Raw genomic sequence first — 25,219 nt, 5'->3', positions numbered from 1 at the left:
AGTGACAAAAAAATCCAAATTACTCTTGAATTTTAAAACAAGTTGCACTATAATATTAACCATATTCAACATCGTTTTTATTCAAAAATTATATATTGTGTCTAAGGAGGAAAACAGCATGGTTGAACTGATCGTAGGAAAGAAAGGCAAAGGCAAAACAAAAGTACTGTTAGACAAAGTGAACGGCGCAATTAAAGAGGCAAATGGCAGCATTGTTTACTTAGACAAAAGCACAAAACATATGTATGAACTGAACAACAAAGTTCGTCTGATCGATGTATCTGTATATCCGATTAAGAATGCAGATGAGTTTGTTGGATTTGTATGTGGTATTATTTCACAGGATCATGACCTTGAGCAGGTTTATCTTGACAGTTTTCTTACAACGGCCAAACTGGAAGGCAAAGACGTTACAGGTACACTGGAGCAGCTGAATGCTGTAGGTGAGAAATTTAATGTTAAATTTGTCGTTAGTATGTCCCTGGATAAAGAAGAGATTCCGGAATCCTTACAGGATAAGATCGTAACTGCTTTATAAAAAGTAAAAAAGAATCTGGGATCAGTCTTTTTGGACTAATTTGGACAAGAATTACATAAGATGGGGTAATCAAGGGATTCTGTTGGGGGACAGGATCCCTTTTTGCAGGGAAACCTTCATAAAATATATAAAATTTTTAAAAAATATTTTATTTCTCTTGACGAGTACAAAAAACCATGCTACTATATAGCAGATGCCGCACAGAGAGGTTTAAGAGCATGAGTTGGAACTCATTCCACCATATCTGGCGAGTAAAGTTTATAGGAGGTGCCACAGATGTACGCAATTATTGCAACAGGTGGTAAACAGTACAAAGTTGCCGAGGGCGACGTAATCAGAGTTGAAAAGCTCGGTGTTGAAGCTGGTGAAACCGTTACTTTTGATAACGTTCTTGCAGTTAGCAATGAAGGTTTAAAAGTTGGAGCTGACGTAGCTAATGCCAGTGTTACCGCTTCTGTAGTTGAAAACGGAAAGGCTAAAAAAGTTATCGTTTACAAATACAAAAGAAAAACTGGATATCACAAGAAAAACGGTCACAGACAGCAGTTTACAAAAGTTAAAATCGAAAAGATCAACGCTTAATCTGGTGTTTGCATGATTACAGTGACAGTCAGTAAGAAGAACAATTCATATGTCAGTTTTACATCCAAAGGGCATGCCGGATATGCAGAAGAGGGATACGACATTATATGTGCCGCTGTCTCTGCTCTGGTAATCAATACGGTGAATTCCCTGGAACAGCTGACAGGAGATCAGATTCAGGCAGAAGAGAGTGATGGATTTGTTTCTTTCTCTTTCATGAAACCTGTTACAAAAGAGGGAACTCTTTTGATGGATTCTCTTGTTCTCGGACTGACAGAAATTGAGAATAGTTATTCTAAACGTTATTTAAAAGTAAAAGTCAGGGAGGTGTAACGACATGATGAAAATGAACCTTCAGTTATTCGCACATAAAAAAGGTGTTGGTTCTACAAAGAACGGCCGTGACTCCGAATCCAAGAGATTAGGTGCCAAAAGAGCAGACGGACAGTTTGTTAAAGCTGGAAACATCCTTTACAGACAGCGTGGAACAAAGATTCACCCAGGTGAAAATGTAGGCTGTGGTAAAGATTATACATTATTTGCACTGACAGATGGTGTAGTAAGATTCACCAGAAAAGGACGCGATAAGAAACAGGTTTCTATCGTTCCTGTAGAGGCAGAATAATCAAGTTCAGCGTGAGGCTTCAAATCGTTTAGGTTTGGAGCCTTTCTTTAGATTTAAAATAAAAAGGAGCGACATATGTTTGCAGACAGAGCAAAAATCATCATCCGTTCAGGAAAGGGCGGAGATGGACATGTAAGCTTCCGCCGAGAGCTGTATGTACCGAATGGCGGTCCTGACGGCGGAGACGGCGGAAGAGGCGGAGATGTGATCTTTGAAGTGGATGAAGGTCAGAATACGCTTGGCGAGTATCGCCATAAACACAAATTTAAAGCACAGGACGGTCAGGAAGGCGGGAAAAAACGCTGCCATGGAGCTGATGGTGATGACATTGTTCTGAAAGTCCCGGAAGGAACTGTAATTATGGAAGCACAGTCACGCAAGGTGATTGCAGATATGTCCGGAGAGAACCGCCGTCAGATCGTTTTGAAGGGCGGACGTGGTGGAAAAGGAAACCAGCATTATGCAACTCCTACCATGCAGGTTCCTAAATTTGCACAGCCGGGCCAGCCGGCGCAGGAGCTGGAAGTCCTTCTGGAGCTGAAAGTGATCGCAGATGTTGGACTTGTTGGTTTTCCAAATGTTGGAAAATCCACATTCCTTTCCAGAGTAACAAATGCCCAGCCGAAAATTGCCAATTACCACTTTACAACATTAAGTCCGAACCTCGGTGTAGTGGATACAGCAAATGGTGGCTTTGTTATTGCTGATATTCCGGGACTGATCGAAGGTGCATCCGAGGGAGTTGGTCTGGGCCATGAATTCCTGAGACATATCGAACGTACCCGTGTTCTTGTTCATATTGTGGATGCAGCCTCTACCGAAGGACGTGATCCGGTAGACGATATTCATAAGATCAACAAAGAACTGGAAGCATATAATCCGGACATTGCGGCAAGACCTCAGCTGATTGCTGCAAATAAGATCGATTGTATTTTTGATGACGGTGAGGAGAATCCTATTGACCGTCTTAAGGCAGAGTTTGAACCAAAGGGAATCAAGGTTTATCCAATTTCGGCAGTAACAGGTCAGGGACTGAAAGAACTTCTCTACGGAATCAAGGAACTTCTGGACAGTGTTCTGGCAGAGCGTATCGTATTTGAACAGGAATTCTTCCCAGAGGATGAATTATTTACCGAAAATCTTCCGTTTACAGTTGAGAGACATCCTGAAGATCCGGATATCTTTGTTGTGGAAGGACCTAAGATTGAAAAAATGCTTGGATATACCAATCTGGATTCTGAAAAAGGCTTTGCTTTCTTCCAGCGTTTCCTGAAAGAAGGCGGTATCCTGGAGGAACTGGAAAAAGCAGGTATTGAAGAGGGAAATACTGTCCGTATGTACGGATTTGACTTTGATTATTATAAATAGAAAGGTCTGAAACTATGACAAGCAAACAGAGAGCATACCTGAAAGGTCTTGCAATGAAAATGGAACCGATCATGCAGCTTGGTAAGGGTTCTGTCACACCGGAAAATACAGCGGCTGTTGATGAGGCACTTGCAGCACGTGAACTGATCAAAATCAGTGTACTTCAAAATTGCCTGGATGATCCGCGTCAGATGGCAGAAGTTCTGGCAGAGAGAACACATTCACAGGTTGTTCAGGTGATTGGAAGAAAAATCGTTCTTTACCGTGAAGGAAAAGACAACAAGAAAAAAATCATTCTTCCGTAATACGAGAAGGAGTACAGAGAACAATGGAAACCAGACGTAAAAAAATTGGTATTATGGGAGGAACATTTGATCCGATCCACATCGGTCATCTGATACTGGGGGAGAAAACATATGAACAGCTTGGCCTGGATAAGATATTATTTATGCCGGCCGGAAATCCTCCTCATAAACAGAACCGGATTGGACGGGCCACAGATGCTCAGAGAGTATCTATGGTAGAAAAAGCAATTTCCGGAAATCCACATTTTGAACTTTCGTTGACCGAAATGAATGATAAAGGATTCACATATACCTACCATACACTGGAAACACTGAAAGAACAAAATCCGGACACCGATTATTATTTTATTATCGGAGCGGATTCTCTGTACGATTTTTCCTCATGGAGAGAGCCGGCAAGAATATGTAAAGCCTGTACGATTGTTGTAGCAGTACGTGATCATGTGCCGGTTGAGAAACTTAATGAACAGATGACATATTTGTCTGAACGGTATAATGGCCGATTTATCAGCCTGAATACACTGAATATAGATATTTCAAGTCAACTGCTGCGCAAGTGGCATCAGGAGGGTAAGAGTCTCCGGTATTATGTGCCAGATGCAGTAGCTGATTATATAGATAAAAATCACATTTATCACATAACAGAGGGAGTTGGCCACAACAATGTCTGATTACGATTTCATAAAAATGCAAAAAAAACTTGCCAAATATCTTGATGAAAACCGCTATGAACATACTTTAGGAGTTATGTTTACCTGTGCTTCTCTTGCGATGGTACACGGATATGACCTGAAAAATGCTCAGGTGGCCGGCCTGCTTCATGACAGTGCAAAATGTATTCCAAATAAAAAAAAGTTAAAGATATGTGCAGAACACCATATTCCGGTCAGTGATTTTGAAAAAGAACATCCGTTTCTTCTTCATGCTAAACTGGGGGCATATATTGCAAAGGCAAAATATAATGTCACAGACAAGGAGATTCTTTCTGCAATCACATATCATACAACAGGTAAACCGGATATGACTATGCTGGAAAAAATTGTTTATATTGCAGATTATATCGAGCCGGCACGAAATAAAGCACCAAGGCTTACAGAAATCCGCAGACTGGCATTTGAAGATCTGGATGAGTGTATGTATCAGATTCTGAAAGATACGTTGTCTTATCTGGATGAAAATCCAAATGATGTAGATTCAGCAACTAAAGATGCGTATGCTTATTATACAATGCTACATGAGGACAGGCTGAAAATTCGAAAACAGGCCTGATCCGGAAAGGAAACATGTTTATGAACAGAGAACAGGAAATGGTAAGCATTGCCTGCAAAGCAATTGATGATAAAAAAGCACTGGACATAAAGGTAATTGATATCCGAGAGGTTTCTGTGATCGCGGATTATTTTGTGATTACAAGCGGAAGCAATCTGAACCAGGTGCAGGCAATTGTAGATAATGTTGAGGAACAGCTTGGAAGAGCTGGATTTGAACCAAAACAGATTGAAGGAACAAGAAATTCAAACTGGATTCTTATGGATTATGGTGATCTTATTATTCATGTGTTTGATGAAGAAAATCGTCTTTTTTACGATCTTGAAAGAATCTGGAGAGATGGAAAAGAACTGGATGTTTCAGAATTTTTGAAATAAGTTAACTGTAAAAAAAATATGTAAACCATAGATGGCGAAAAACAGGAGTATATCGGAAAATAATCTGATATACTCCTGTTTTTTATTCGTATAAACGAAAAACACCAAATACTTTACCAAGAATTTTGAGATTATCATGTACAAGAATCGGTTCCATTGAATCATTCTCCGGCTGCAGGCGATAATAACCGTCTTCTTTGTAAAAAGTCTTAACTGTGGCAGAATCTTCTACCAGTGCAACTACAATATCTCCGTTAGAAGCAGAACTCTGTTGTCTGACCAGAACCTGATCACCGTCAAAGATGCCGGCATTGATCATGCTGTCACCTTTTACTTTAAGCATGAAGCTCTGCGCATTTGGCATATATTCTGCAGGAACCGGAAAATATCCTTCGATGTTTTCAACGGCAAGCATAGGCTGACCGGCTGCAACGGTTCCTACCAGAGGTACATTTACAACTTCTCTGCGGACAAGGTTAAAATTATCATCAATGATTTCAATTGCACGTGGTTTCGTGGCATCTCTGCGTATATAACCGTTTTTTTCGAGAGCTTCCAGGTGAGAGTGAACAGAAGAAGTAGACTTCAGATTAACTGCCTCACAAATCTCCCTGACTGCTGGGGGAAATCCTCTGTTAAGAATCTCATTTTTTATATAATCCAGAATCTCCTGCTGTTTCTTGCTGATTCTGCCGTATGCCATAGAAAATACCTCCTGATTCACGATCATTCTGATTAATAAAAAGTATAACATACCTTTTTCGTAATAGCAAACAAATATTCGGAAAATATGTTCGCACTGAATAATTTCCCCTTTTTCTTGTCAGATGAAGGTGAAAATGGTACAATACCTTAGTATGTAATTTAGTTAAAAGAATAAAGGAGGCATTTTTTTGCCTGATAAGGATAAACATTTTGCAGATAATGCAGGAATATTAAAGAAGATCAAAAGTGTGTTGGGGTTGAATATTGGTACAATGCTGTTTGGAGCTCTGTTTCTCTATATGCTGTTCAGCGTTGTTTTGTATCTGACATCTTCCAACATTGAATCATATCTGGTCATTGCCGGACCTCTTTCCAGAAATGAAACCTATACGGGACTTGCGATACGGACGGAGAAAGTATATAAGGCAGAGACAGGGGGATATGTCAGTTATTATGCCCGGGAAGGTAGCAAGATTAATGCCAACGGCGTGGTATATGGTATCAGCAGTTCACAGAAGACAGAATCGTCTGCTGAACTGAGTTCAGATGATCTTTCTGCAATTCGCAGTCAGATGTTGAGCTTTTCAAAGGGATATAACCCGAGCAAATTTAATAATACATACAGCTTTAAATATAATCTTGAGGGAAGTATCTTACAGTATGCAGGGGTAAGTGGTACTTCATCGGATTCCGGGGTTGTAAGCTATGGAGGGCAGACACTCAGCAAAGCAGAACAGGATGGAATTATTTTGTATTCGACAGATGGATACGAAAATAAAACAGCGGATACCCTTACGGCAGAAGACTTTGACCAGAATTCTTATCATGAAACAGATCTTAAGACACACGATGCTGTTTCAGCTGGGGACAGTCTTTATACGTTGGTTTCGGATGAGAACTGGAGCCTGATGATTCCGTTGAGTGAGAAGCAGGCGGCAAAGCTCGCTGACCGTACGGTTGTGCGTGTGAAATTTCTGAAAGATGATATGACTCAGAGTGGAGATTTCAGTATTGTTGAGATTGATGGAGCTAAGTATGGCAAGATTGATTTTAACAAGGGTGTGATTCGCTATGCCTCAGATCGTTTCCTGGAAATAGAACTTGTAACAAATACAGTCACTGGATTGAAAATTCCATTGTCATCAATTGTTACAAAGGAATTTTACCTGATACCTTCTGATTATGCGACAACAAATGAAGACAGTCAGGAAACAGGTTTCATGGTCCTTGGCAAAGATAAAAGCGGAAACGAGACACGTACATTTGTAAATCCGTCTATTTATGCAAGCATAGAGGATGGAAGCCAGGATACAGAGGATGAAAGTAAGAAAAAATATTTGTATTATGTTGATCAGAAGTCATTTAAAGAAGGTGACGTGATCATCAGCCAGAAAGATCAGAGCCGCTATGTAGTCAGTGATGTCGGTGTACTTGAGGGTGTATATTGTATCAACCAGGGGTATGCCGTATTTCGCAGAATAGAGATACTGGATCAGAATGAAGAATATGCGATCGTTTCAAAAAATACAGCATATGGTCTGGCGAGGTATGATCATATTGTACGAAATGCTGATAAAGTAGATGAGGAAGAAATTTTATATTAAAAGGTAAAATGATTAATAAAGAATTTTATACGAATCAGGAGGCTTATAAATTATGATAACAGAAAATCTTGAACAGGTTCGCAAAAACATTGAGGAAGCATGCAGGGCAGTAAATCGTGATCCGGGAGAAGTGACATTGATTTCTGTAAGTAAGACGAAACCGGTGTCTATGCTTCAGGAAGCGTATGATGCAGGTTCAAGAGACTTTGGAGAAAATAAGGTTCAGGAGATCATGGATAAATATCCACAGCTCCCGTCAGATATTCGCTGGCATATGATCGGACATCTGCAGAGAAATAAAGTAAAATATATTGTAGACAAGGTTGCACTGATTCATTCTGTAGATTCTCTGAGACTTGCAGAAACAATTGAAAATGAAGCTGCAAAACATAATGTGACAGTTCCGATACTTATTGAAGTAAATGTAGCACAGGAGGAGAGTAAATTCGGCCTGAAAACAGAAGAAGTTCTTTCGCTTGTGGAATCTGTGGCAGCATTGCCGCATATAAATATAAAGGGCCTGATGACGATTGCTCCATATGTCGAAGATCCGGAGGAGAATCGTGGGATTTTCCGCCAATTGAAGAAATTAAGTGTTGACATTGCAGCCAAAAACATTAATAATGTTAATATGAGTGTTTTGAGCATGGGTATGACCGGAGATTATCAGGTTGCCGTGCAGGAGGGCGCTACGATGGTTCGGGTTGGAACGGGTATTTTCGGTGAACGAGACTATTCGCATTGAGCCATAAGACAAATAGGATTGGAGATTAAAATGAGCGTTTTAGATAAACTTTTGGATGCCGTAAAACTTAATGATGATTATGATGAAGATGATTATTTAGATGATGATCTTCTTGACAGTGATGACGATGATTTCCTGGGTGATGATCAGGAGGATAAGCCTGTAAAGAAATTTTTCCAGAAATTCTCTAAAAAAGCTGATGACGAAGAGGTTGATGATTTTGATGATGAAGAACCGGTTGCAGCTGCACCGAAACAGCCAGTCAAAACTGTTTCCATACCAAAAGTATCTGTCAAACAGGACAAGCCGGTACGAAATACTTCATCCAAGATCACTCCAATGCGAAGCAGCAGAAAGGGATCACAGGCAGCAAATATGGAAGTATGTGTAATCAGACCTACATCGATGGAAGATACTCGTGAAATTGCAGATACATTAGTAGACAATTCTACAGTTGTATTGAATCTTGAAGGACTTGATATGGAACTTGCACAGAGGATTATCGATTTTACATCCGGTGCATGTTATTCTCTGGGTGGAAGCCTGCAGAAGGTATCCAGCTATATCTTCATTCTTGGACCTTATAATGTGGATATTACTGGTGATCTTCAGAATATTCTTGGAAGTAATCCGGTACCGTCTGTAAGAGCAGGATATTGATTAACACAGGGTATTGATTAACAATGGAAAAAGACGAATTCTTTATCAAGAGAATCCGGGAACTGGCAAATCTCTCTTATCAGAGAGATATTGTCACTTTTTCGGATTTTCTTAATTTAAATGAACAAAATATCATAAATGACCGTAAAAATCAAATGCCAGGCGTAGTTATGGAATGTTTTGGCGGTTACGAACAGGCAGAGCGTCAGATGGTAGCATTTCATCCTGATGCTCTTTTATTTCCATGGAAGTATCCTATTAAATGCCTGAAGGCAGAACCACTTGCTGCGAAATTTTCAGAGGACCTGACGCATCGTGATTTTCTGGGAGCAGTTCTCAATTTGGGAATCGAGCGTGCTGTGGTAGGAGATATTCTTGTACAGAAACATACTGCATGGATATTCTGTCACGAAAAAATTGCAGATTATATCATAGAAAATCTGACCAGAGTACGCCATACGACTATGAAACTTTCTATGGTGGATAATCCGGAACATATACCGGAGCCGGAATTTCAGGAGATCAATGGCACATGTGCTTCCGTACGTCTGGATGCACTGATTGGACTGGCTTTTCAGACTTCAAGAAACAGTATGGTTTCTTTCATAGAAGGCGGTCAGGTATTTGTAAATGGAAAATTAATTACATCGAATGGATATGAGCCAAAAGATGGAGATATTATTTCGGTACGTGGTAAGGGGCGATTTCGGTATGAGGGCGTTTCCAGACAGACAAAAAAAGGACGGAACAGTGTGAAACTGCTGCGTTATCAGTAAGGATCAGGAGGACTAGGATATGGGCACAGATGCATTACAGGTCAGAAGAAACGGAGATTTTTACTATCCGATCTATTTTGAGGATGGGTTTGAGAAACTTGCAGACGCAATTCGGACAGAGGGACTGGAGAACAGAAATTTTTGTATTGTAACAGATACGAATGTGGCACCGCTTTATGCGGCAGAGGTACAGAAAGTTCTTTCACCAGTAGCTTCCAAAATATCTGTGTTTACATTTGAAGCAGGTGAAAAAAGCAAAAATCTGAATACAGTACAACAGCTTTATAAAGTACTGATCGAGGAAAAACTGGACCGTAAGAGTCTGATCATTGCGCTTGGAGGCGGTGTGGTAGGTGATCTTGCAGGATTTGGTGCGGCAACATATCTTCGCGGTATCGATTTTATTCAGGTTCCTACAACACTTCTTTCTCAGGTGGACAGCAGTGTTGGAGGTAAGACCGGAGTAGATCTGGAGCAGTATAAAAATATGGTAGGTGCTTTCCATCAGCCTCGTCTTGTTTATATGAACCTTCACACATTGCGTTCTCTTCCGGCAGAACAGTTTGCCTGTGGCATGGGAGAAGTCTTGAAGACAGGGCTTATCTGCGACGGAGACTTTTATCAGTTTGTGTGTGCGGAGCAGGAAAAAATACAGCAGTTGGATACAGCACTTCTGAAGAAAATGATTCGTCGCTGCTGTGAGATCAAAGCAGGTGTTGTAGAACGTGATCCAAAAGAGCAGGGAGAACGTGCATTGCTTAATCTTGGTCATACGATTGGCCATGCAGTAGAAAAACTCATGGATTTTAAACTCTTGCATGGCCAGTGTGTTGCGATCGGGCTTATTGCAGCTGCAAAGATTTCTCTGAACAGAGGACTGCTTACAGAAAAAGAATATCAGCAGATCATACAGGGCTGTGAGTCTTATCGGCTTCCAACGTACATCGAGAGATTGCATGCGGGAGATATTCTTGCTGCGACTAAAAAGGACAAGAAAATGGAACAGGGACAGATTAAATTTGTTCTTATGAAGGGCCTTGGAGGCAGTTTTATTGATCGTACCGTGACAGATCAGGAATTGCTGGAGGGAATTCAGGAGATTCTTCGATGAATAAAAAGAAAGCTTCTTTTATCTGTTTTTTGGTGTGGTTTACTGGAATTATATTACTCATAGTGGCAGATCAGGCAGCAAAATACTGGGCAGTATCAAAATTAAAGGGCACATCCGGGATGACGCTTATTACGGGTGTGCTGGAGTTGCAGTATCTGGAAAACAGAGGAATGGCATTTGGCATGCTTCAGGGACGTCAGATGCTTTTTCTTGTACTGTGCATAGCTTTTTGTGCTGTAATGTTGTGGCTTTTCTTCAGAATTCCCAAAACAGGATATTACATTCCACTGATTCTGGCAGGTGGTATTCTGACAGGAGGTGCGGCAGGGAATTTTATTGACCGGGCATTTCGAGGATATGTTGTAGATTTTATTTATGTTTCTTTGATCGATTTTCCGATATTTAATCTTGCAGATATCTATGTTGTATGTGGAGGCATTGCATTGGTGATACTCGTTCTTTTCCACTACAGAGATGAGGATTTTGATTTTATTAAAAAATAAAGGATGACTTATGGAAAAACTAGAATTTAATATAGATTCTTCAGAAAAAAGCGTCAGAATCGATAAGTATCTGGCAGAGTGCTGTCCGGATCTTTCGCGTTCTTATCTGCAGAAGCTGCTGAAAGATGGAGCGGTTTCTGTGAATACCCGTATTGTTAAGGCAAATTATAAAACACAGCCAGGAGATCATGTTATTTTAAATATCCCGGATCTGCAGACACCGGATATAAAGCCGGAGAACATTCCGTTGGATATTCTGTATGAGGATCAATGGCTTATGGTTGTAAATAAGCCTAAAGACATGGTCGTACATCCAAGTGCAGGACATATGGAGGGAACGCTGGTTAATGCTGTAATGGCACATTGTGGAGATAATCTCTCCGGAATCAATGGAGTTATGCGTCCTGGTATCGTTCATCGTATCGATAAAGACACTACGGGGGCTCTTTTGATCTGTAAGGATGATATGGTGCACAGAAACCTTGCGGAACAGCTTAAGGAACACAGTATTAAAAGACGATATCGCGCAATTGTTCAGGGAAATATCAAAGAAGATGAAGGGACTGTAGACGCACCGATCGGGCGTCATCCGATCGATCGTAAGAAGATGGCGATCAACCATAAAAATGGAAAAGAGGCAGTTACACATTATAAAGTCCTGGAGCGTTTCGGTCAGGCCACATATATTGAATGTCGTCTGGAAACAGGTCGCACGCATCAGATTCGTGTACATATGGCAAGCCTGGGACATCCACTCCTGGGAGATACGGTCTATGGATCTTCTAAAAATCCTTATCATCTTCAGGGACAGGCACTTCATGCAATGATTCTTGGATTTATACATCCGGTAACTGAAGAATATATGGAGTTTGAGGCTCCAATTCCGGAATATTTTTCAAAACTTTTGGATAAATTGAGAAAATAGTTGGAATTCTTTTGAAAATATTGTATAATAGTAACATGATTTTTGCAGAAGGGAGTGTATATTATGAACAGTACAAGCTCAATTATTACAATCGGACGTGAATATGGAAGCGGCGGAAGACAGATTGGACAGGAGGTTGCTAAATATTTCGGAATTAAATGTTATGATAAGGAACTTCTGGAACACGCTGCAAATGACAGCGGAATCTGCAAAGAGCTGTTTGAGCATCATGATGAAAAACCAACCAATAGTTTTCTGTATTCTCTTGTAATGGATACATATTCTTTTGGATATTCTTCATCCGGATTCTCAGATATGCCAATGAATCACAAAATTTTTCTGGCACAGTTTGATGCAATTAAGAAACTGGCAGGTGAGGGACCTTGTGTAATGGTAGGACGTTGTGCAGATTATGCATTGGCAGACTGGAATGACTGTTTCAGTATTTTTGTGCATGCGGACCTTGACTGGCGAATCAACAGAATTGCATCCAAACATGGAAAAACTCCAAAAGAAGCAAAAGATATGATTACAAAAACTGACAAGAGCAGAGCCAGTTATTATAATTACTATACCAATAAGAAATGGGGAGCTGCACGAAGCTATAATCTTTGCATAGACAGCAGTAAGCTTGGTATTGATTATGCAATTGAGGCAATAATTGAATCCATTAAAATTTTTGACAGAACCAAAATATCCAAATAATAAACAGGATATTTTAAGCCCTGTTACAGGAGTTCTACAGAAATGAGCTGTCCTGTACAGGGCTTTTCTTAGCTGTTTGCACATGGTATAATAAAAATAAAACAGATATATAAATATAGATCCGGGAGGAAGAAAATGCGTCTTGTAATACAACGTGTACTTCAGGCAGAGGTACAGGTAAATGAAAATACGGTAGGAAAGATAAATAAAGGTTTGCTTGTCTTTGTGGGAGCAGGTCATGAAGATTCCAGAGAGGTGGCGGATAAATACTTAAAAAAACTGCTTGGACTGCGTATTTTTGAAGATGAAAATGGAAAGACTAATCTGTCCTTAAAAGATGTAAATGGAGAACTTTTGATGGTTTCACAATTTACGCTGTATGCAAACTGCAAGAAGGGAAACAGACCAAGTTTTATTGAAGCGGGTGAACCACATATGGCGGAGGAATTATATGAATATATGATTCAGGAGGCGAAAAAATCAGTACCTGTTGTAGAACATGGGATTTTTGGAGCAGACATGAAGGTATCATTGATCAATGATGGACCTTTTACGATTATATTGGATGAAAAAATATTATAAATTTTTCAGTTAAAATAATTAGACAGAAAGAAGAATTTTAATGCGTCAGGAAAAGTTTAAAATGGAACGCCAGGGACTGATTCATATTGGTGATGAAGTTGAAATCTCGGAGTTTCAATCATATATGAATTACAGTTATATTATCGAACCGGCTGTGGCCATGTCAGGATGTTACAAAAATTCAGAACGAATCAAGTCAACACATGGAATCATAAAAAATATCGAACATACGCCAAGAGGATTTATTGTAACAGCGGAATTTGAGGAATAAAAGAACTGAAAATTATAAACGAAAATGTTTTACAAATGTCAGATATGGAAAAATCAGAAAAATCCCTGAATATGGCATTTGAAAGAGTTATCTATATCTATACGACAAACCCGAGTTTTTCATATAGATGAGAAGGGCTCTTTCGATAAATGCCATAATTAATCCCTTTGTAAATCCATTTTTATAGTTCTTATAGTTTCTTTTATATTGAAGGGGAAATTTAATTTTATGAGCGATAAAAAAACAACTTACCGTGAACATACAGATATGGAAAATACATTAAAGCTTCGTCAGGTTCTGGCAACGCTGCCTCCATTCTGTAAAGATTATTTCCGGGCAATTGACACGACCACGACTGCCAAAACAAGAATTTCTTATGCATATGACATTCGAATTTTTTTCCAGTTTCTTCTGGATGAAAATCCTGCATTCAAAGATCATGCCATGACTGATTTTACGGTTGATGTTCTCGACCAGATTAAAGCTGTCGATCTTGAGGAATACCAGGAATATCTGAAATTATATCAGTCAGGTGATAAAACAGAAACAAATGGTGAACGTGGCCTGAAAAGAAAAATCTCCGCTTTGAGGAGTTTTTATGCCTATTATTACAAACGTGAAATGATCCATACGAATCCTACAGTGCTTATTGATGTACCGAAAATCCATGAAAAAAGCATTATTCGTCTGGATACTGATGAAGTTGCCATGCTTTTGGATTATATAGAACACTGTGGCGATACACTTACCGGCCAGAAACGTGTGTTTTATGAAAAAACAAAAGAACGCGATCTGGCAATCGTTACATTGCTTCTTGGAACCGGAATCCGTGTTTCCGAATGTGTCGGACTGGATATTGAAGATGTAGATTTTAAGAATAATGGAATCAAAGTCACTCGAAAAGGTGGAAATGAAATGGTTGTTTATTTTGGGCCTGAGGTAGAAAAAGCACTCAAAAGATACCTGGAGGTCCGTGAGGGAATCACTCCCCTTGCCGGTCATGAGCACGCTCTCTTCTATTCTGCCCAGCGCAAACGTATGGGCGTGCAGGCTGTTGAGAATATGGTAAAAAAATATTCCAGGCAGATTACAACCACTAAGAAAATTACGCCGCATAAGCTTCGAAGCACCTATGGTACCGCACTGTACCAGGAAACGGGCGATATTTACCTTGTAGCGGACGTTCTGGGACATAAGGATGTCAATACTACTAAGAAGCATTACGCAGCCTTAGACGATGCCAGACGGCGTCAGGCGGCAACTGCAGTTAAATTAAGAGAAGAATAAAGATTGGGGACGGAGTTAGTGGCTCTTTAAAGCCACTAACTCCGTCCCCAATGGTTTATCCGGCAAGATGAAGGACTTCGATCAGGAAGATCCAGCTTAATCCATAATAGGAAATTACAGCTACAAGGTCATTGATGGTTGTGATCAGCGGACCGGAAGCAACTGCCGGGTCAATATGGATTTTTTTGAAAAACAATGGAATGCAGGTACCTACGGCGCTGGAAATCAGCATTGCGAGAAGCAGGGATAAACCAATGCATCCAGATACTGCATATGCAAATATAAGGGTTTTGCCTTTGATAATATAAATGTACAGACCAATCAGTGCAAATGACATTAAACCAAGTACACCACCATTGCAGAGACCAATCTTCATTTCTTTAAATACAAGTTCAAATTTCTGTTTGGCTGTCAGGGATTCGTCCATAAGAACACGGATCGTTACCGCCAGGGACTGAGTACCAACGTTACCGGCCATATCCAGGATCAGAGACTGGAAACACATGATGATCGGCAGATTGGTAACAACCTTTTCAAATATACCAACAACTGAAGATACGATCATACCGAGAGCAAGAAGAATGACCAGCCATGGCATTCTTTTTTTCATACTTTCCCTGAGCGGTTCATTAAGATCCTCTTCCGCTGTCAGACCAGCCAGCTTTGCGTAGTCATCTCCCATTTCATCATCGACAAGATCTACGATGTTAGCAGATGTGATAACACCAAGAAGACGATTGTCGTTGTCGAGTACCGGGATAGAATCTTCGGAATAATCTTTCAGATCCTCGATACATTCATCAATCAGATCAGTACCATACACATAAGGATAAGAAGTTACGATCAGTTCTTCAAGAGGGTGATCGCGGCGTGCAATGATCAGATCTTTCAGATCAATGGCACCATAAAACTCTTCAGATGCAGTAATAACAAAAATAGTAGAAATATTGTCATTTTTAGCAGCCTGAGAAACCAGTTCAGTCATGGCTTCTTTGACAGTAAGATTCTCGTGGATGACAATATAATTTGTTGTCATACGGCTACCGATTTCATCTTCATCGAAAGAATTGATCATTTCGATGTCGTGACGAACTTCGTCATCCAGTAATTCAATGAAGATTTTTCGTTTTGAACGATCAAACTGCTGCAAAACATCGGATAATACATTTGTATCCATTTTTGATAAAATTGCAGCGGCTTTTCGGATATTCATTTCCTCCAGATATTTAACAACATCTGCTTCTTCCGTATATTCAAAAATATCGGAAATAGTATCCATATCCAGAATTCTATATAACTTGCAGCGTTCTGCCGGGCTCAGCTTTTCTAATATATCAGCAATATCATTTTCATGATAATCCTGAAGACGCTGACACAGAACTGCCGGTGACGCATTGCTTTTTACTACTTCCAGAATCTCACTGGTGTAGTCCTGCACTCTTTTTTCCATGCAGTATCCCTCCTGTTCTTTTGTAATTTTCTACAACACAAAAAAGGCATGCCTTTCTTTAAAACATGTCAAATATTGGATTGATTATCAATTGTGTTCAGGGGATTGTAAACAGGATAAAAGAGAATCTGAATAGAAATATATAGAAATAAAATCCTGAAATATGAAATCAGAATTTTATAAAAACAGACAGATTAAAACAGAATGTGATAAGTATTCTCACATTCTATTATGCTCTTTCGTCCTGTGCGACAACTTCGCCCGTGAGAATCACAATTATCCATTCTGTTCACCTGCCTTTATACTATAATTTTTAAATCAATGTAATGGCTCTTTATTAGTCAATTACTTAGCCGACAAACATTATAACCTCAAATATGACCAAAAGTCAATGAAACTAGTGTTAAAAAATAGTTAAGATTATATCTAATTTATTTCGCACTTAATTCCCTCAGATCTTCAATCAATGGGCGCCGAACCTTTTGACGGGTCATTTCAAGGATATGAAGTGGCGTGATATCAATTGCTTTGCATTTGACCGGGTCTTTGCGGAGATATTTCTGAAGAACATGAAAAAGTTCATCCTGATGATCCGGGTTTTCCATATTGATAAAATCAACCAGAATGATCCCGGAGAGATTTCGAAGTCGAATCTGACGGGCAATTTCAGCAGCGGCTTCGAGATTTATTTTACGGTAAGTCTCTTCTGCTTTTTTCTTTCCAGTATATTTGCCACTGTTGACATCAATGGAAACAAACGCCTCCGTCTGCTGGATAACAAGAAAACCTCCACTTTTCAGCCAGATCTTTTCATGGCATACTTCATCGATCGCACCTTCCAGACTGTAAAGCTTATATAGTGGAAGTAATTTATCCTGATACAGCTTAAGAATCTCCAGTTTATCCGGCTGAAATTCGCTGAGATAAGCGAAGATCTTTTCATGTATTTCAGGAATATCAGTAACAATCTCATCCAGATTTCTGGTATAGACATCGCGAACTGCTGCCAGATAAAATGGTTCTGCTTCATATAGAAGACTGTAACAGGTACGGTTCCGTCCATGAACGGCAACTTTTTCATATTGTTTTTTCAGCATTTCCAATTCATGAAAAAATTCTTCTTTGGAAGCTTCTGCAGCATTTGTACGGGCAATGATGCCATACTCACGTTCCGGCAGGCTACGTTCTTCTTCCAGCCATTTATTCAGAAGACTGCTCTCTTCCTTGGAAAGTTTGTTGGAAAAACCTATTTTTCGATTTCCTGTAGTCAGAACAAGATATTTTCCCGAAAAATTCAGATTTGCGGTCAGTGCAGGAAGTTTCCCTTTCATGGCTTCACGGTTGATCTGAACCAGAAGCTGGTCTCCAGGACGCAGGGGCTGATCTGTTTTTCGACCATCTGTGTAAATGGCATTCGTACACTGATTCAGAGGCAGATAGCCATTTACGGAATCGCTTAAACGGACAAAAGCCGCCTGAATATTGGCGGCAATGTTTTCAACTTGTCCTACATAAATATTGTTAAGAGTATTTTTTTTCCCGGAAGGCTCCAGACGAAGTTCAATTACCTTCTGGTCCTGGACGATTGCACAGACGGTACAGGGAACTTCGTTAAGAAGCATTTCTGTAATGATCAGCTTATTCAACTTCTTCACCTAATGATTCCATAGAAACGAGTTTCAGATGTTCTTCATCACCTTTGTTGGCATAAATCTCACGACGTTCGATCATGTATGCGAACGGAAGTGGTTCCTCATCCATCCAACGAAGGAAAGTGTCCATGACAAGTTCCGGTTTGGTGTAGTTGGAACTTGCAGAAGCAAGCTGCATGAAAACACCTTCACCGTCTAAATGCATTTCATAAATATATGGACGGATGTCTACCGTTTTTTCACTGCGTTTAGTTTTCTTGGTTACAATGATCTCTTTCTGGGAAAGAAAATCATCCAGTCCGGCACGCCAGTCTGCAGCAGGTTCTTTTCCTTCGCGGAACTGTATAAAATAATCGGCAGCAGCTACCAGAGCCATAGCGGTACTTGCCTTACCGTCTTCTACCTGACGCGCAGAGCAAATGGACACACCCTCTGCCATAACGGCATTGAGACAGTCTTCAATCTCTTTTGTTGGAACAGTTTCAGTAAGCTCCATATCGAAGTACTCACCAAGACTGGTTGTACCAACACCAAGAGGTGCCGCAAAAGACATGATCATATGCGGGCTGTAGCCACCGGAGAATGCAACCGGAAGTTCAGCACGGCGGATAGCTTTCTGGAAATAACGCATGGTATCCAGATGACCGACAAATTTCATATGCCCGGTTTTGGCAAACTTAATTCTTACTTTCACAGCACACACCTCCTTTGTATTTAAGTACACCACAGCCAGAGCATTTCTGACGGCAGTTTGGTGTAACAGTTTCTGCTTTCGCCTGTTCCCATTCGCGGATCAGGAATTTTTTGGTAACACCTGCATCAATGAAATCCCATGGGAGAATCTCATCCGTGCTGCGTTCACGGAGTGTATAGAACTCAATATCAATGCCAGTTTCTTTGAAGGCTTCTTTCCAGATATCATAGTGGAAGCTTTCAGACCATGCATCATAAAGAGCACCCTTTTCATATGCTTTAAGGATGACATCAGCACAGCGTCGGTCACCTCTTGCAAGGAAACCTTCCAGTACAGTTACATCAGGTTCATGCCAGTTGTAACGGATGCTTCGCTGGTTCAACTGGGAACGAATCTCATTCTTAACAACTTTAGCTTTTTCGATAAAGTCTTCTTCACGGAACATTGGTGCCCACTGGAACGGGGTGAACGGTTTTGGCACAAAGAAAGAAGTGCTGACATTGATCTGTACTTTTCCTTTACGCTGCTCCTTTGGAACAACTTCATAATAGGTCTCGGCAATCTTCTGGGCAAGATGCGCGATGCCCTTCATATCATCTTCTGTTTCAGTAGGAAGTCCAAGCATGAAATAAAGCTTAACCTGATTCCATCCGCCCTTGAAAGCTTCACCGGCGCCGTGCAGGATATCTTCTTCCGTAAGTCCTTTATTAATAACATTACGAAGACGCTGAGAACCTGCTTCCGGAGCAAAAGTGAGACTGCTTTTTTTGACATCCTGAACTTTACTCATAACATCGAGAGCAAATGCATCGATTCTAAGAGAAGGCAGAGAAATATTGACTGCCTCATCACGGAATTCATCAATCAGGAAGTTCACGATCTCTTTCAGGTGACTGTAATCACTGGAACTTAAAGAACTTAAAGAGATTTCTTCATGACCTGTCTTCTGAAGCATGATTCTTGCAGATTCTTTTAATGTCTCGATATCACGTTCTCTTGTAGGACGGTAGATCATGCCGGCCTGACAGAAACGGCATCCGCGGATACAGCCACGCTGGATCTCCAGAGTAACACGGTCCTGTGTTGCTTTGATATGAGGAACGACCGGAGCTTCCAGTTTATTGTAATCTTTATCCATGTCGATTACGAGCTGTTTTTCAACCTTTTCCGGTACATTTTCATATTTAGGCTGGAAGGATTTAATGGTACCATCTTCTTTATAGGTAACTTCATAGAGGGAAGGTACATAGATACCAGGAATCTGTGCTGCTTTCAGAAGGAAATCCTGTCTGCTGCCACCGGCCTTCTGGTTTGCTTTGTAAGCATCAAAAAGGGCTCCATAAACCATTTCACCTTCTCCGATATAGAAAATGTCAAAGAACGGTGCCAGAGGTTCAGGATTGTACGCACACGCGCCTCCGCCGATCACCAGTGGATCTTCTTCCGTACGTTCTTCTGCAAGAAGTGGAATTCCACTGAGATCCAGTAACTGGAGTACGTTTGTATAGCACATTTCATATCCGAGAGTGATTCCAAGGAAATCAAATTCCTTTACCGGATCCTGAGATTCCAGTGTAAATAACGGAATGTGTTCTTCACGCATGATCTTATCAAGGTCTGTCCACGGTGAAAAGAGACGCTCGCACCATACGTCGTCTCTTTTGTTGAACATATCATATAAGATCATCATTCCGAGGTTAGACATACCAATTTCATAGACATCCGGGAATGCCATCGCAAAGCGGATATCTACCTCATCTTTGTTTTTCATGACTGCATTGACCTCGCCGCCAATGTAACGGGCGGCTTTGTCGATCTGCAGAAGTATTTCATCGCGTAATGCTAATTTTCTCATAGTTTTCCTTTCACTTTTTGAAGCAAAAAAATAACCTCACTGTTTCAGGGATATGTGAGACCATTTTAATACATTGTAATAATGACTGTTAACAATGTTTTTTATTATAAACAGATTATCAAAGAAGTGCAAGTGTTCCTTTTCATATCTTATTTTTAAAACTTAATCTTACCCCTTTGTATGATTATAAAATTACTCTTTCAGAATCGAAAGACTTCCTTCACGCAAAACACCTTCCGAAACCTGCGGTTGCCAGAAAGAATTATCAAATACAATTTTGGAGCAATTACATCCGGTGTTTCCGAGAATATGCTCCAAATCAATATTGCTTGCACCATAGACCAACCGTCCTAACTTCACCCAAACCATTGCGCCACTGCACATAAAACATGGTTCGCAGCTGGAATAAAGAGTATATTCATGCAGATCAGTAATTCCAGTCTGTGCACAAAACTCTCGGATCAGTCCTGCTTCTCCATGAAATGTTGGATCGTGTTTTGTATAAATTTGATTCTCATTGCTAAATACAATTTCGTCATTCTTGACAAGCACAGCGCCGAACGGCTCGTTACCATGTTGAACTGCCAATTTTGACAGTTCAATAGCCTTTTTCATAAACATTTCATCTTGCATTTTCATTTGATATACCTCTTTTCTGTATGCGGTAATCCCTGTTACCATTGTTCTTAGCAAACTCTAGTATACAGGTAAATCCACGTTGCTACAAATGTGGGGTCACTTCACATTATCTAAAACATATTGCGATAAGTCAAAATTACAATTTTCACACTTTAATTGATATAATATTCAACAACTAAACAAGGAGGCCATTTAACCATGAATAATGTAAAAATTCTATGTATCGCAGGCAGTATCGTACTCGGTAGTATATTGCTATCCGGACAAGCTTTTGGCAAAGCCCCCTCAGATCTAATCACCCTTTCCGCCCCTAAGGAGCCTGAGGGGCAACATGTATCTTATGATATAGATGGTTCCGGCTCTTATTATGACAGTGAGTCAGATACAACTTACTATTTTGTCAAGGGGATTGTCACTTCTTATTCTAATCATACCAAAACCTTTTCACTGACTTCCGACGTCGGTGAAACTTATGAGTTACCGGCAGATACGGATATTAATATAACCGACTATCTCAACACAGAAGCACATATATGGTACTCAGAAGACTCTCAAAAAAACTTAAAATTACTTGCGTTCTCTCCTCAAATTTTTTGGGAACATATTAATGAGCTGGAATCAGATGAACAAATTCCGGATGGTGCCACAGAAATTGATGGGACTCTTTCAAAATATATCTCTTTCTGGTTAACAGAAGATAAAATAGATGTTACTCTCTTATTTGTTGAGGACAACGATGGAAACACTCATATATATGCAGAGGATAACACATGCAATAATTGTAATAGTTCTGTTTTTGGCAAAACAATCGGCGACTATATCAAGTTATATGAAGATATGCATTTAAATTCTCAAGTATATGATGATTTTAATGTTGCATATCTTATATCAGAAGCATCATCTTGACTTACCCAAATGTCTGGTTGAGAACCTGATGTTTTTTACATCAAACATATCATATATTTTAAATGCCGCAGCCAATATTTTCAAAGGCTGCGGCATTTTTGACTTAATTTTTCTTTCAAACATGTTGCTTCTTCTTTTGACTGCTGCAAATATGTTTATGTCACAAATTTAAGCAATATTCAGCACTTACTATTTATGTAAAAAATCATTTCAGAAATTGATATATTTTTTTCTTTTCTCTGTTTACATATTGACGGCTAAAGTGTAAGAACATTCTGCATATAATCCTCACTACAGAAGCTATATATTTTACAGCTGTTTCCTGACATCATTACCAAAAACACTTTCAAAATCTATTTTTACAATCCTTTTTGGTTTATTCTTATTATTTTTACTCATCAAAATATTCCTGATACCAGAACAAAAACGCCAGCACTGTCCAGATTTTCCGGCTGTTGTCCTTCTTTCCCGCGTAATGCTCCTCCAGAAGTGCCGTCAGCTTTTCCGTGTGGAAATACTGACGGGATATGGGGCTTTGAAACATTTTTTTAACTCTCCCGTACCAGTCGTCGTCCCGCAGCCAGACACGGACAGGCACCGGAAATCCCAGCTTTTTCCGCGCGGCCGTGTCTTCCGGGATGTATTTCCGGGCCACCTTCCGAAACAGATACTTCGTCTTTCCGTGGGCAAATTTTGCCTCCGGCGGAAGTGTCCGGGCAGCCTCGAACACATCCCGGTCCAGGAAGGGCACGCGCACCTCCAGCGAATGGGCCATGCTCATGCGGTCGGTTTTCTGCAAAATATCCCCGGCCAGCCAGTATTTCAGGTCGATGTTCTGCATTTTCTCCGGGTCGGAAAGCCCGGCGGCTTCTTCATAAGTCTTTCGCAGAAACTCCTGACAGGACGGCGTGTCGGTCGGATTTTTCAAAAGCTCCCGGCGCTCCTCGTCGGTGAAAATATGGGCGTTCCCGATAAACCGTTCCTCCACCCGTTGGCCGGCCCGGATCAGAAAGCTCTTGCCGCGGCGGTCCGGCAGTTTTTTCGCCTGCCGAGAAACCGCACGCCGGATCTTTTCAGGAATCCAGGCCACTTTCTGAAGAGCCAGAGGCTCCCGGTAGATATTATAACCGCCAAATAGTTCGTCCGCACCCTCCCCGGAGAGCACCACCTTCACATAACGAGACGCCTCGGCAGCCAGAAAATACATGGCGACGGCAGAAGCATCACCGCTGGGCTCGTCGAGGGCGTACATCACCTTTGGAAGCACATCCCAGAACTCCTTTTTCCCGATAGTGTGCATGTGATAAGAAAGATGCGCATACCGGGCCACCTCCCTGGCCCTGTTTTCCTCGTTGTAGCCGCTGTTCCCATCCAGAAATCCCACCGTAAACGCCATTTTTGCCCCGGACGACACGGCAATAAAACCCGAATCCACACCGCCGGACAAGAACGTTCCCACTTCCACATCACTGACCATATGGCGGCGGACGGATTTTTTAAGCACGCTCTCCAGTTTTTTCTCCATATCCACCAGCGAACACCCCGCCTCGGGCTGCAGCTTCGGCTGAAAATATCTGCAGATTTCATACTTTCCCTGGCGGTAAAACAGCATACAGCCCGGCGGAAGGCGGTAGATTCCCTCAAAAAAAGTTTCCTCCAGCACGGAATACTGAAAAGAAAGATACTGCTCCAGCGCCCGTTCATTCAACTTTTTCGGGACGCCCGGGAACTGCAGGATGCTCTTAATCTCCGACGCAAACACGAAATTTCCATCCACCACTGTGTAAAACAACGGCTTGATTCCGAAAAAATCCCTCGCCAGCATCAGTTCTTCTTTTTTCTCATTCCAGACGGCGAAGGCAAACATTCCACGAAGCTGCTCCACAAACGCCGAACCATAAGCCTCAAGACCATTCACCAGCGTCTCCGTGTCCGAGCGGGTGACAAAAAGAATCTTCTTTTCCCGTTCCATCTGCTCCCGCAGTTCCTGGTAATTATAGATTTCTCCGTTAAACACCACTGTCAGGTTCTGACTGCTGCTTTTCATAGGCTGCAGGCCGCCTTCCAGATCGATGATACTCAGGCGGCGAAATCCAAGGGCCACGCTGTCATTTACAAAACTGCCCTGCGCATCTGGGCCTCGATGTACCAGCTTTTCCTTCATTTTTTCCACAATCTCTCTTTTGTTCTTTTTCTTTCCGAAAAATCCACAAATTCCACACATGCTTTTCTTCCTTTCTTGTTGTCAACCTTTACTTCGTAAGTGTCCAATAAGAGGGTGTATCGAAATTTCTGGCTGTTGCATGTAAACTATTGATTAGAGTTTTGGGAGTTGACTCTAAAAACTCTAAATCTAATCTAAGGAGCAGGCTTATGGATCTTTCTTCTTTGACTCCAGACAAACAGGTGAAACTTCAATACTGGCTGGATGTAATACGGCAATGCAGGGCCTCCGGACTGACAAATCAGATCTGGTGTGAACAACACGATATCTCTTTGAAAAGTTATTATTACTGGCTTTCCAAAATTCGAAAGCTTGCCCTGGAAGAACTGCCCCGCAAGAAAAACGGCATCCACATGTGTACAGACCAACAGTCAACTGCTTTAACGGAATCCCCGGCTGAGTTTGCGGAGCTTTCACTTCCGGACAGAAACATTTCCCGTTCCACTCCTGCAGCCATACTTCATATCGGATCCATAACAGTGGAACTTTATGAAGGCACATCTGCCCAGATGCTGGAAAACATTCTGAAAGCCGTGCAGTCATGTTAGGAGATCTTTCCCATGTGGAGAAAATCTATATCCGATGCGGCTACACCGATATGAGGAAGCAGCTCAATGGCTTGCTGGATATCATCCAGTACAACTTCAAACTGGATCCTTACAGCAATTCCTTATTCCTGTTCTGTGGAAAGAGGGCTGACCGGATCAAAGCAGTCCATTACGAGGGAGACGGTTTCTGCCTTTTATACAAACGGTACGAAAACGGACGTCTCCAATGGCCGCGGACCGGCGAAGAAGCAAAACAGATTTCTGATCAGCAGCTGCGCTGGCTTCTGGAAGGTTTGAACCCGGAGCAGCCAAA

At 41.0% G+C, this 25,219-nt stretch carries 30 protein-coding genes; 23 read left to right on the top strand and 7 right to left on the bottom strand.

Annotated elements, in window-relative coordinates:
* The first annotated feature begins 118 nt into the window (after window positions 1–118).
* The 9 genes from LI112_RS14665 (at window position 119) to rsfS (ending at window position 5,064) form a co-directional block, all read left to right on the top strand.
* The gene (locus LI112_RS14665) at window positions 119–538 is read left to right on the top strand and encodes a hypothetical protein (protein ID WP_005422793.1); all 420 of its coding nucleotides are present in this window, start codon (window positions 119–121) and stop codon (window positions 536–538) included.
* Window positions 539–814: 276 nt separating this feature from the next.
* Window positions 815–1,120, top strand: coding sequence for a 50S ribosomal protein L21 (rplU, locus tag LI112_RS14660; RefSeq protein WP_005422792.1), 306 nt, complete (start codon window positions 815–817; stop codon window positions 1,118–1,120).
* 12 nt (window positions 1,121–1,132) lie between these two features.
* On the top strand, window positions 1,133–1,453 hold the full coding sequence (locus LI112_RS14655; RefSeq protein ID WP_195968270.1) for a ribosomal-processing cysteine protease Prp: 321 nt from the start codon (window positions 1,133–1,135) through the stop codon (window positions 1,451–1,453).
* Between the two features lie 4 nt (window positions 1,454–1,457).
* Window positions 1,458–1,745, top strand: coding sequence for a 50S ribosomal protein L27 (gene rpmA, locus LI112_RS14650; protein WP_005422790.1), 288 nt, complete (start codon window positions 1,458–1,460; stop codon window positions 1,743–1,745).
* 75 nt (window positions 1,746–1,820) lie between these two features.
* Window positions 1,821–3,113, top strand: coding sequence for a GTPase ObgE (gene obgE / locus LI112_RS14645; protein ID WP_227190945.1), 1,293 nt, complete (start codon window positions 1,821–1,823; stop codon window positions 3,111–3,113).
* A gap of 14 nt (window positions 3,114–3,127) precedes the next feature.
* Window positions 3,128–3,418: a ribosome assembly RNA-binding protein YhbY gene (gene yhbY / locus LI112_RS14640; protein WP_005422788.1), complete on the top strand. Its 291-nt coding sequence runs from the start codon at window positions 3,128–3,130 to the stop codon at window positions 3,416–3,418.
* A gap of 23 nt (window positions 3,419–3,441) precedes the next feature.
* Complete coding sequence (gene nadD / locus LI112_RS14635) at window positions 3,442–4,089, top strand: nicotinate-nucleotide adenylyltransferase (protein WP_005422787.1); 648 nt, start codon at window positions 3,442–3,444, stop codon at window positions 4,087–4,089.
* The gene (gene yqeK, locus LI112_RS14630; protein WP_005422786.1) at window positions 4,082–4,687 is read left to right on the top strand and encodes a bis(5'-nucleosyl)-tetraphosphatase (symmetrical) YqeK; all 606 of its coding nucleotides are present in this window, start codon (window positions 4,082–4,084) and stop codon (window positions 4,685–4,687) included. The genes nadD and yqeK overlap by 8 nt, the downstream gene beginning before the upstream one ends.
* A gap of 20 nt (window positions 4,688–4,707) precedes the next feature.
* Window positions 4,708–5,064: a ribosome silencing factor gene (gene rsfS / locus LI112_RS14625; protein ID WP_022389340.1), complete on the top strand. Its 357-nt coding sequence runs from the start codon at window positions 4,708–4,710 to the stop codon at window positions 5,062–5,064.
* 82 nt (window positions 5,065–5,146) lie between these two features.
* Here rsfS and lexA read toward each other — a convergent pair whose 3' ends face one another.
* Entirely contained in the window at window positions 5,147–5,767 is a 621-nt protein-coding gene (lexA, locus tag LI112_RS14620) for a transcriptional repressor LexA (RefSeq protein ID WP_055056785.1), read from the bottom strand.
* A gap of 190 nt (window positions 5,768–5,957) precedes the next feature.
* Between lexA and LI112_RS14615 the strand changes: the two genes are divergently transcribed.
* From LI112_RS14615 to LI112_RS14565, 11 genes are all read left to right on the top strand, one after another.
* Complete coding sequence (locus LI112_RS14615) at window positions 5,958–7,373, top strand: HlyD family efflux transporter periplasmic adaptor subunit (RefSeq protein WP_022389338.1); 1,416 nt, start codon at window positions 5,958–5,960, stop codon at window positions 7,371–7,373.
* Window positions 7,374–7,425: 52 nt separating this feature from the next.
* Entirely contained in the window at window positions 7,426–8,118 is a 693-nt protein-coding gene (locus LI112_RS14610) for a YggS family pyridoxal phosphate-dependent enzyme (RefSeq protein WP_005424706.1), read from the top strand.
* Window positions 8,119–8,148: 30 nt separating this feature from the next.
* Window positions 8,149–8,778 carry a cell division protein SepF gene (locus LI112_RS14605; RefSeq protein WP_227190944.1) on the top strand — a complete coding sequence of 210 codons (630 nt, stop codon included), beginning with the start codon at window positions 8,149–8,151 and terminating at the stop codon, window positions 8,776–8,778.
* Between the two features lie 23 nt (window positions 8,779–8,801).
* Window positions 8,802–9,554: an RNA-binding protein gene (locus LI112_RS14600; protein ID WP_227190943.1), complete on the top strand. Its 753-nt coding sequence runs from the start codon at window positions 8,802–8,804 to the stop codon at window positions 9,552–9,554.
* Window positions 9,555–9,573: 19 nt separating this feature from the next.
* Window positions 9,574–10,665 carry a 3-dehydroquinate synthase gene (aroB, locus tag LI112_RS14595; protein ID WP_227190942.1) on the top strand — a complete coding sequence of 364 codons (1,092 nt, stop codon included), beginning with the start codon at window positions 9,574–9,576 and terminating at the stop codon, window positions 10,663–10,665.
* On the top strand, window positions 10,662–11,168 hold the full coding sequence (lspA, locus tag LI112_RS14590) for a signal peptidase II (RefSeq protein WP_022389334.1): 507 nt from the start codon (window positions 10,662–10,664) through the stop codon (window positions 11,166–11,168). The genes aroB and lspA overlap by 4 nt, the downstream gene beginning before the upstream one ends.
* Window positions 11,169–11,178: 10 nt before the next feature.
* Window positions 11,179–12,093, top strand: a complete 915-nt coding sequence (locus tag LI112_RS14585) for an RluA family pseudouridine synthase (protein WP_055055280.1) — start codon at window positions 11,179–11,181, stop codon at window positions 12,091–12,093.
* A 63-nt stretch (window positions 12,094–12,156) separates the two neighbouring features.
* A complete protein-coding gene (locus LI112_RS14580) occupies window positions 12,157–12,798 on the top strand; it encodes an AAA family ATPase (RefSeq protein ID WP_117628099.1) in 642 nt (213 codons plus the stop codon).
* Between the two features lie 135 nt (window positions 12,799–12,933).
* A complete protein-coding gene (gene dtd, locus LI112_RS14575) occupies window positions 12,934–13,380 on the top strand; it encodes a D-aminoacyl-tRNA deacylase (protein ID WP_117593442.1) in 447 nt (148 codons plus the stop codon).
* Between the two features lie 40 nt (window positions 13,381–13,420).
* Window positions 13,421–13,651 (top strand): hypothetical protein, encoded by a 231-nt coding sequence (locus LI112_RS14570; protein WP_005424681.1) that lies wholly within the window; start codon window positions 13,421–13,423, stop codon window positions 13,649–13,651.
* A 228-nt stretch (window positions 13,652–13,879) separates the two neighbouring features.
* The gene (locus LI112_RS14565; protein ID WP_022389331.1) at window positions 13,880–14,938 is read left to right on the top strand and encodes a tyrosine-type recombinase/integrase; all 1,059 of its coding nucleotides are present in this window, start codon (window positions 13,880–13,882) and stop codon (window positions 14,936–14,938) included.
* Between the two features lie 55 nt (window positions 14,939–14,993).
* On the opposite strand, the gene mgtE is transcribed toward LI112_RS14565, so the two are convergent.
* The 5 genes from mgtE to LI112_RS14540 form a co-directional block, all read right to left on the bottom strand.
* Entirely contained in the window at window positions 14,994–16,388 is a 1,395-nt protein-coding gene (mgtE, locus tag LI112_RS14560; protein ID WP_005424668.1) for a magnesium transporter, read from the bottom strand.
* A gap of 431 nt (window positions 16,389–16,819) precedes the next feature.
* On the bottom strand, window positions 16,820–18,043 hold the full coding sequence (locus LI112_RS14555) for a ribonuclease E/G (RefSeq protein WP_319638629.1): 1,224 nt from the start codon (window positions 18,041–18,043) through the stop codon (window positions 16,820–16,822).
* Window positions 18,027–18,734 carry a TIGR03936 family radical SAM-associated protein gene (locus LI112_RS14550; RefSeq protein WP_118034503.1) on the bottom strand — a complete coding sequence of 236 codons (708 nt, stop codon included), beginning with the start codon at window positions 18,732–18,734 and terminating at the stop codon, window positions 18,027–18,029. Before LI112_RS14550 ends, LI112_RS14555 begins: the two co-directional genes overlap by 17 nt.
* Window positions 18,718–20,589: a TIGR03960 family B12-binding radical SAM protein gene (locus tag LI112_RS14545; RefSeq protein WP_227190941.1), complete on the bottom strand. Its 1,872-nt coding sequence runs from the start codon at window positions 20,587–20,589 to the stop codon at window positions 18,718–18,720. Before LI112_RS14545 ends, LI112_RS14550 begins: the two co-directional genes overlap by 17 nt.
* Window positions 20,590–20,781: 192 nt before the next feature.
* Entirely contained in the window at window positions 20,782–21,228 is a 447-nt protein-coding gene (locus LI112_RS14540) for a nucleoside deaminase (protein WP_330417667.1), read from the bottom strand.
* A 198-nt stretch (window positions 21,229–21,426) separates the two neighbouring features.
* Between LI112_RS14540 and LI112_RS14535 the strand changes: the two genes are divergently transcribed.
* Window positions 21,427–22,134 (top strand): hypothetical protein, encoded by a 708-nt coding sequence (locus LI112_RS14535; protein WP_227190940.1) that lies wholly within the window; start codon window positions 21,427–21,429, stop codon window positions 22,132–22,134.
* Between the two features lie 391 nt (window positions 22,135–22,525).
* Here LI112_RS14535 and asnB read toward each other — a convergent pair whose 3' ends face one another.
* Window positions 22,526–24,358: an asparagine synthase (glutamine-hydrolyzing) gene (asnB, locus tag LI112_RS14530; protein ID WP_227190939.1), complete on the bottom strand. Its 1,833-nt coding sequence runs from the start codon at window positions 24,356–24,358 to the stop codon at window positions 22,526–22,528.
* Between the two features lie 149 nt (window positions 24,359–24,507).
* Here asnB and LI112_RS14525 point away from each other — a divergent pair, with 149 nt between their 5' ends.
* Both LI112_RS14525 and tnpB read left to right on the top strand, forming a co-directional pair.
* Window positions 24,508–24,906: a hypothetical protein gene (locus tag LI112_RS14525; protein ID WP_005422927.1), complete on the top strand. Its 399-nt coding sequence runs from the start codon at window positions 24,508–24,510 to the stop codon at window positions 24,904–24,906.
* Window positions 24,907–24,920: 14 nt separating this feature from the next.
* The coding region (gene tnpB / locus LI112_RS14520) for an IS66 family insertion sequence element accessory protein TnpB (RefSeq protein WP_227190938.1) at window positions 24,921–25,219 on the top strand (299 nt) is incomplete at its 3' end.

The organism is Blautia sp. 210820-DFI.6.14, assembly GCF_020558815.1.
Classification (GTDB): domain Bacteria; phylum Bacillota; class Clostridia; order Lachnospirales; family Lachnospiraceae; genus Blautia_A; species Blautia_A obeum.
This window is presented reverse-complemented; position numbering and strand designations above follow the sequence as displayed.

Coding starts and splice junctions, on each gene's coding strand:
- LI112_RS14665 (WP_005422793.1), top strand. CDS start 119: ATGGTTGAACTGATCGTAGGAAAGAAAGGCAAAGGCAAAACAAAAGTA.
- rplU (WP_005422792.1), top strand. CDS start 815: ATGTACGCAATTATTGCAACAGGTGGTAAACAGTACAAAGTTGCCGAG.
- LI112_RS14655 (WP_195968270.1), top strand. CDS start 1,133: ATGATTACAGTGACAGTCAGTAAGAAGAACAATTCATATGTCAGTTTT.
- rpmA (WP_005422790.1), top strand. CDS start 1,458: ATGATGAAAATGAACCTTCAGTTATTCGCACATAAAAAAGGTGTTGGT.
- obgE (WP_227190945.1), top strand. CDS start 1,821: ATGTTTGCAGACAGAGCAAAAATCATCATCCGTTCAGGAAAGGGCGGA.
- yhbY (WP_005422788.1), top strand. CDS start 3,128: ATGACAAGCAAACAGAGAGCATACCTGAAAGGTCTTGCAATGAAAATG.
- nadD (WP_005422787.1), top strand. CDS start 3,442: ATGGAAACCAGACGTAAAAAAATTGGTATTATGGGAGGAACATTTGAT.
- yqeK (WP_005422786.1), top strand. CDS start 4,082: ATGTCTGATTACGATTTCATAAAAATGCAAAAAAAACTTGCCAAATAT.
- rsfS (WP_022389340.1), top strand. CDS start 4,708: ATGAACAGAGAACAGGAAATGGTAAGCATTGCCTGCAAAGCAATTGAT.
- lexA (WP_055056785.1), bottom strand. CDS start 5,767: ATGGCATACGGCAGAATCAGCAAGAAACAGCAGGAGATTCTGGATTAT.
- LI112_RS14610 (WP_005424706.1), top strand. CDS start 7,426: ATGATAACAGAAAATCTTGAACAGGTTCGCAAAAACATTGAGGAAGCA.
- LI112_RS14605 (WP_227190944.1), top strand. CDS start 8,149: ATGAGCGTTTTAGATAAACTTTTGGATGCCGTAAAACTTAATGATGAT.
- LI112_RS14600 (WP_227190943.1), top strand. CDS start 8,802: ATGGAAAAAGACGAATTCTTTATCAAGAGAATCCGGGAACTGGCAAAT.
- aroB (WP_227190942.1), top strand. CDS start 9,574: ATGGGCACAGATGCATTACAGGTCAGAAGAAACGGAGATTTTTACTAT.
- lspA (WP_022389334.1), top strand. CDS start 10,662: ATGAATAAAAAGAAAGCTTCTTTTATCTGTTTTTTGGTGTGGTTTACT.
- LI112_RS14585 (WP_055055280.1), top strand. CDS start 11,179: ATGGAAAAACTAGAATTTAATATAGATTCTTCAGAAAAAAGCGTCAGA.
- LI112_RS14580 (WP_117628099.1), top strand. CDS start 12,157: ATGAACAGTACAAGCTCAATTATTACAATCGGACGTGAATATGGAAGC.
- dtd (WP_117593442.1), top strand. CDS start 12,934: ATGCGTCTTGTAATACAACGTGTACTTCAGGCAGAGGTACAGGTAAAT.
- LI112_RS14570 (WP_005424681.1), top strand. CDS start 13,421: ATGCGTCAGGAAAAGTTTAAAATGGAACGCCAGGGACTGATTCATATT.
- LI112_RS14565 (WP_022389331.1), top strand. CDS start 13,880: ATGAGCGATAAAAAAACAACTTACCGTGAACATACAGATATGGAAAAT.
- mgtE (WP_005424668.1), bottom strand. CDS start 16,388: ATGGAAAAAAGAGTGCAGGACTACACCAGTGAGATTCTGGAAGTAGTA.
- LI112_RS14545 (WP_227190941.1), bottom strand. CDS start 20,589: ATGAGAAAATTAGCATTACGCGATGAAATACTTCTGCAGATCGACAAA.
- LI112_RS14540 (WP_330417667.1), bottom strand. CDS start 21,228: ATGAAAATGCAAGATGAAATGTTTATGAAAAAGGCTATTGAACTGTCA.
- LI112_RS14535 (WP_227190940.1), top strand. CDS start 21,427: ATGAATAATGTAAAAATTCTATGTATCGCAGGCAGTATCGTACTCGGT.
- asnB (WP_227190939.1), bottom strand. CDS start 24,358: ATGTGTGGAATTTGTGGATTTTTCGGAAAGAAAAAGAACAAAAGAGAG.
- LI112_RS14525 (WP_005422927.1), top strand. CDS start 24,508: ATGGATCTTTCTTCTTTGACTCCAGACAAACAGGTGAAACTTCAATAC.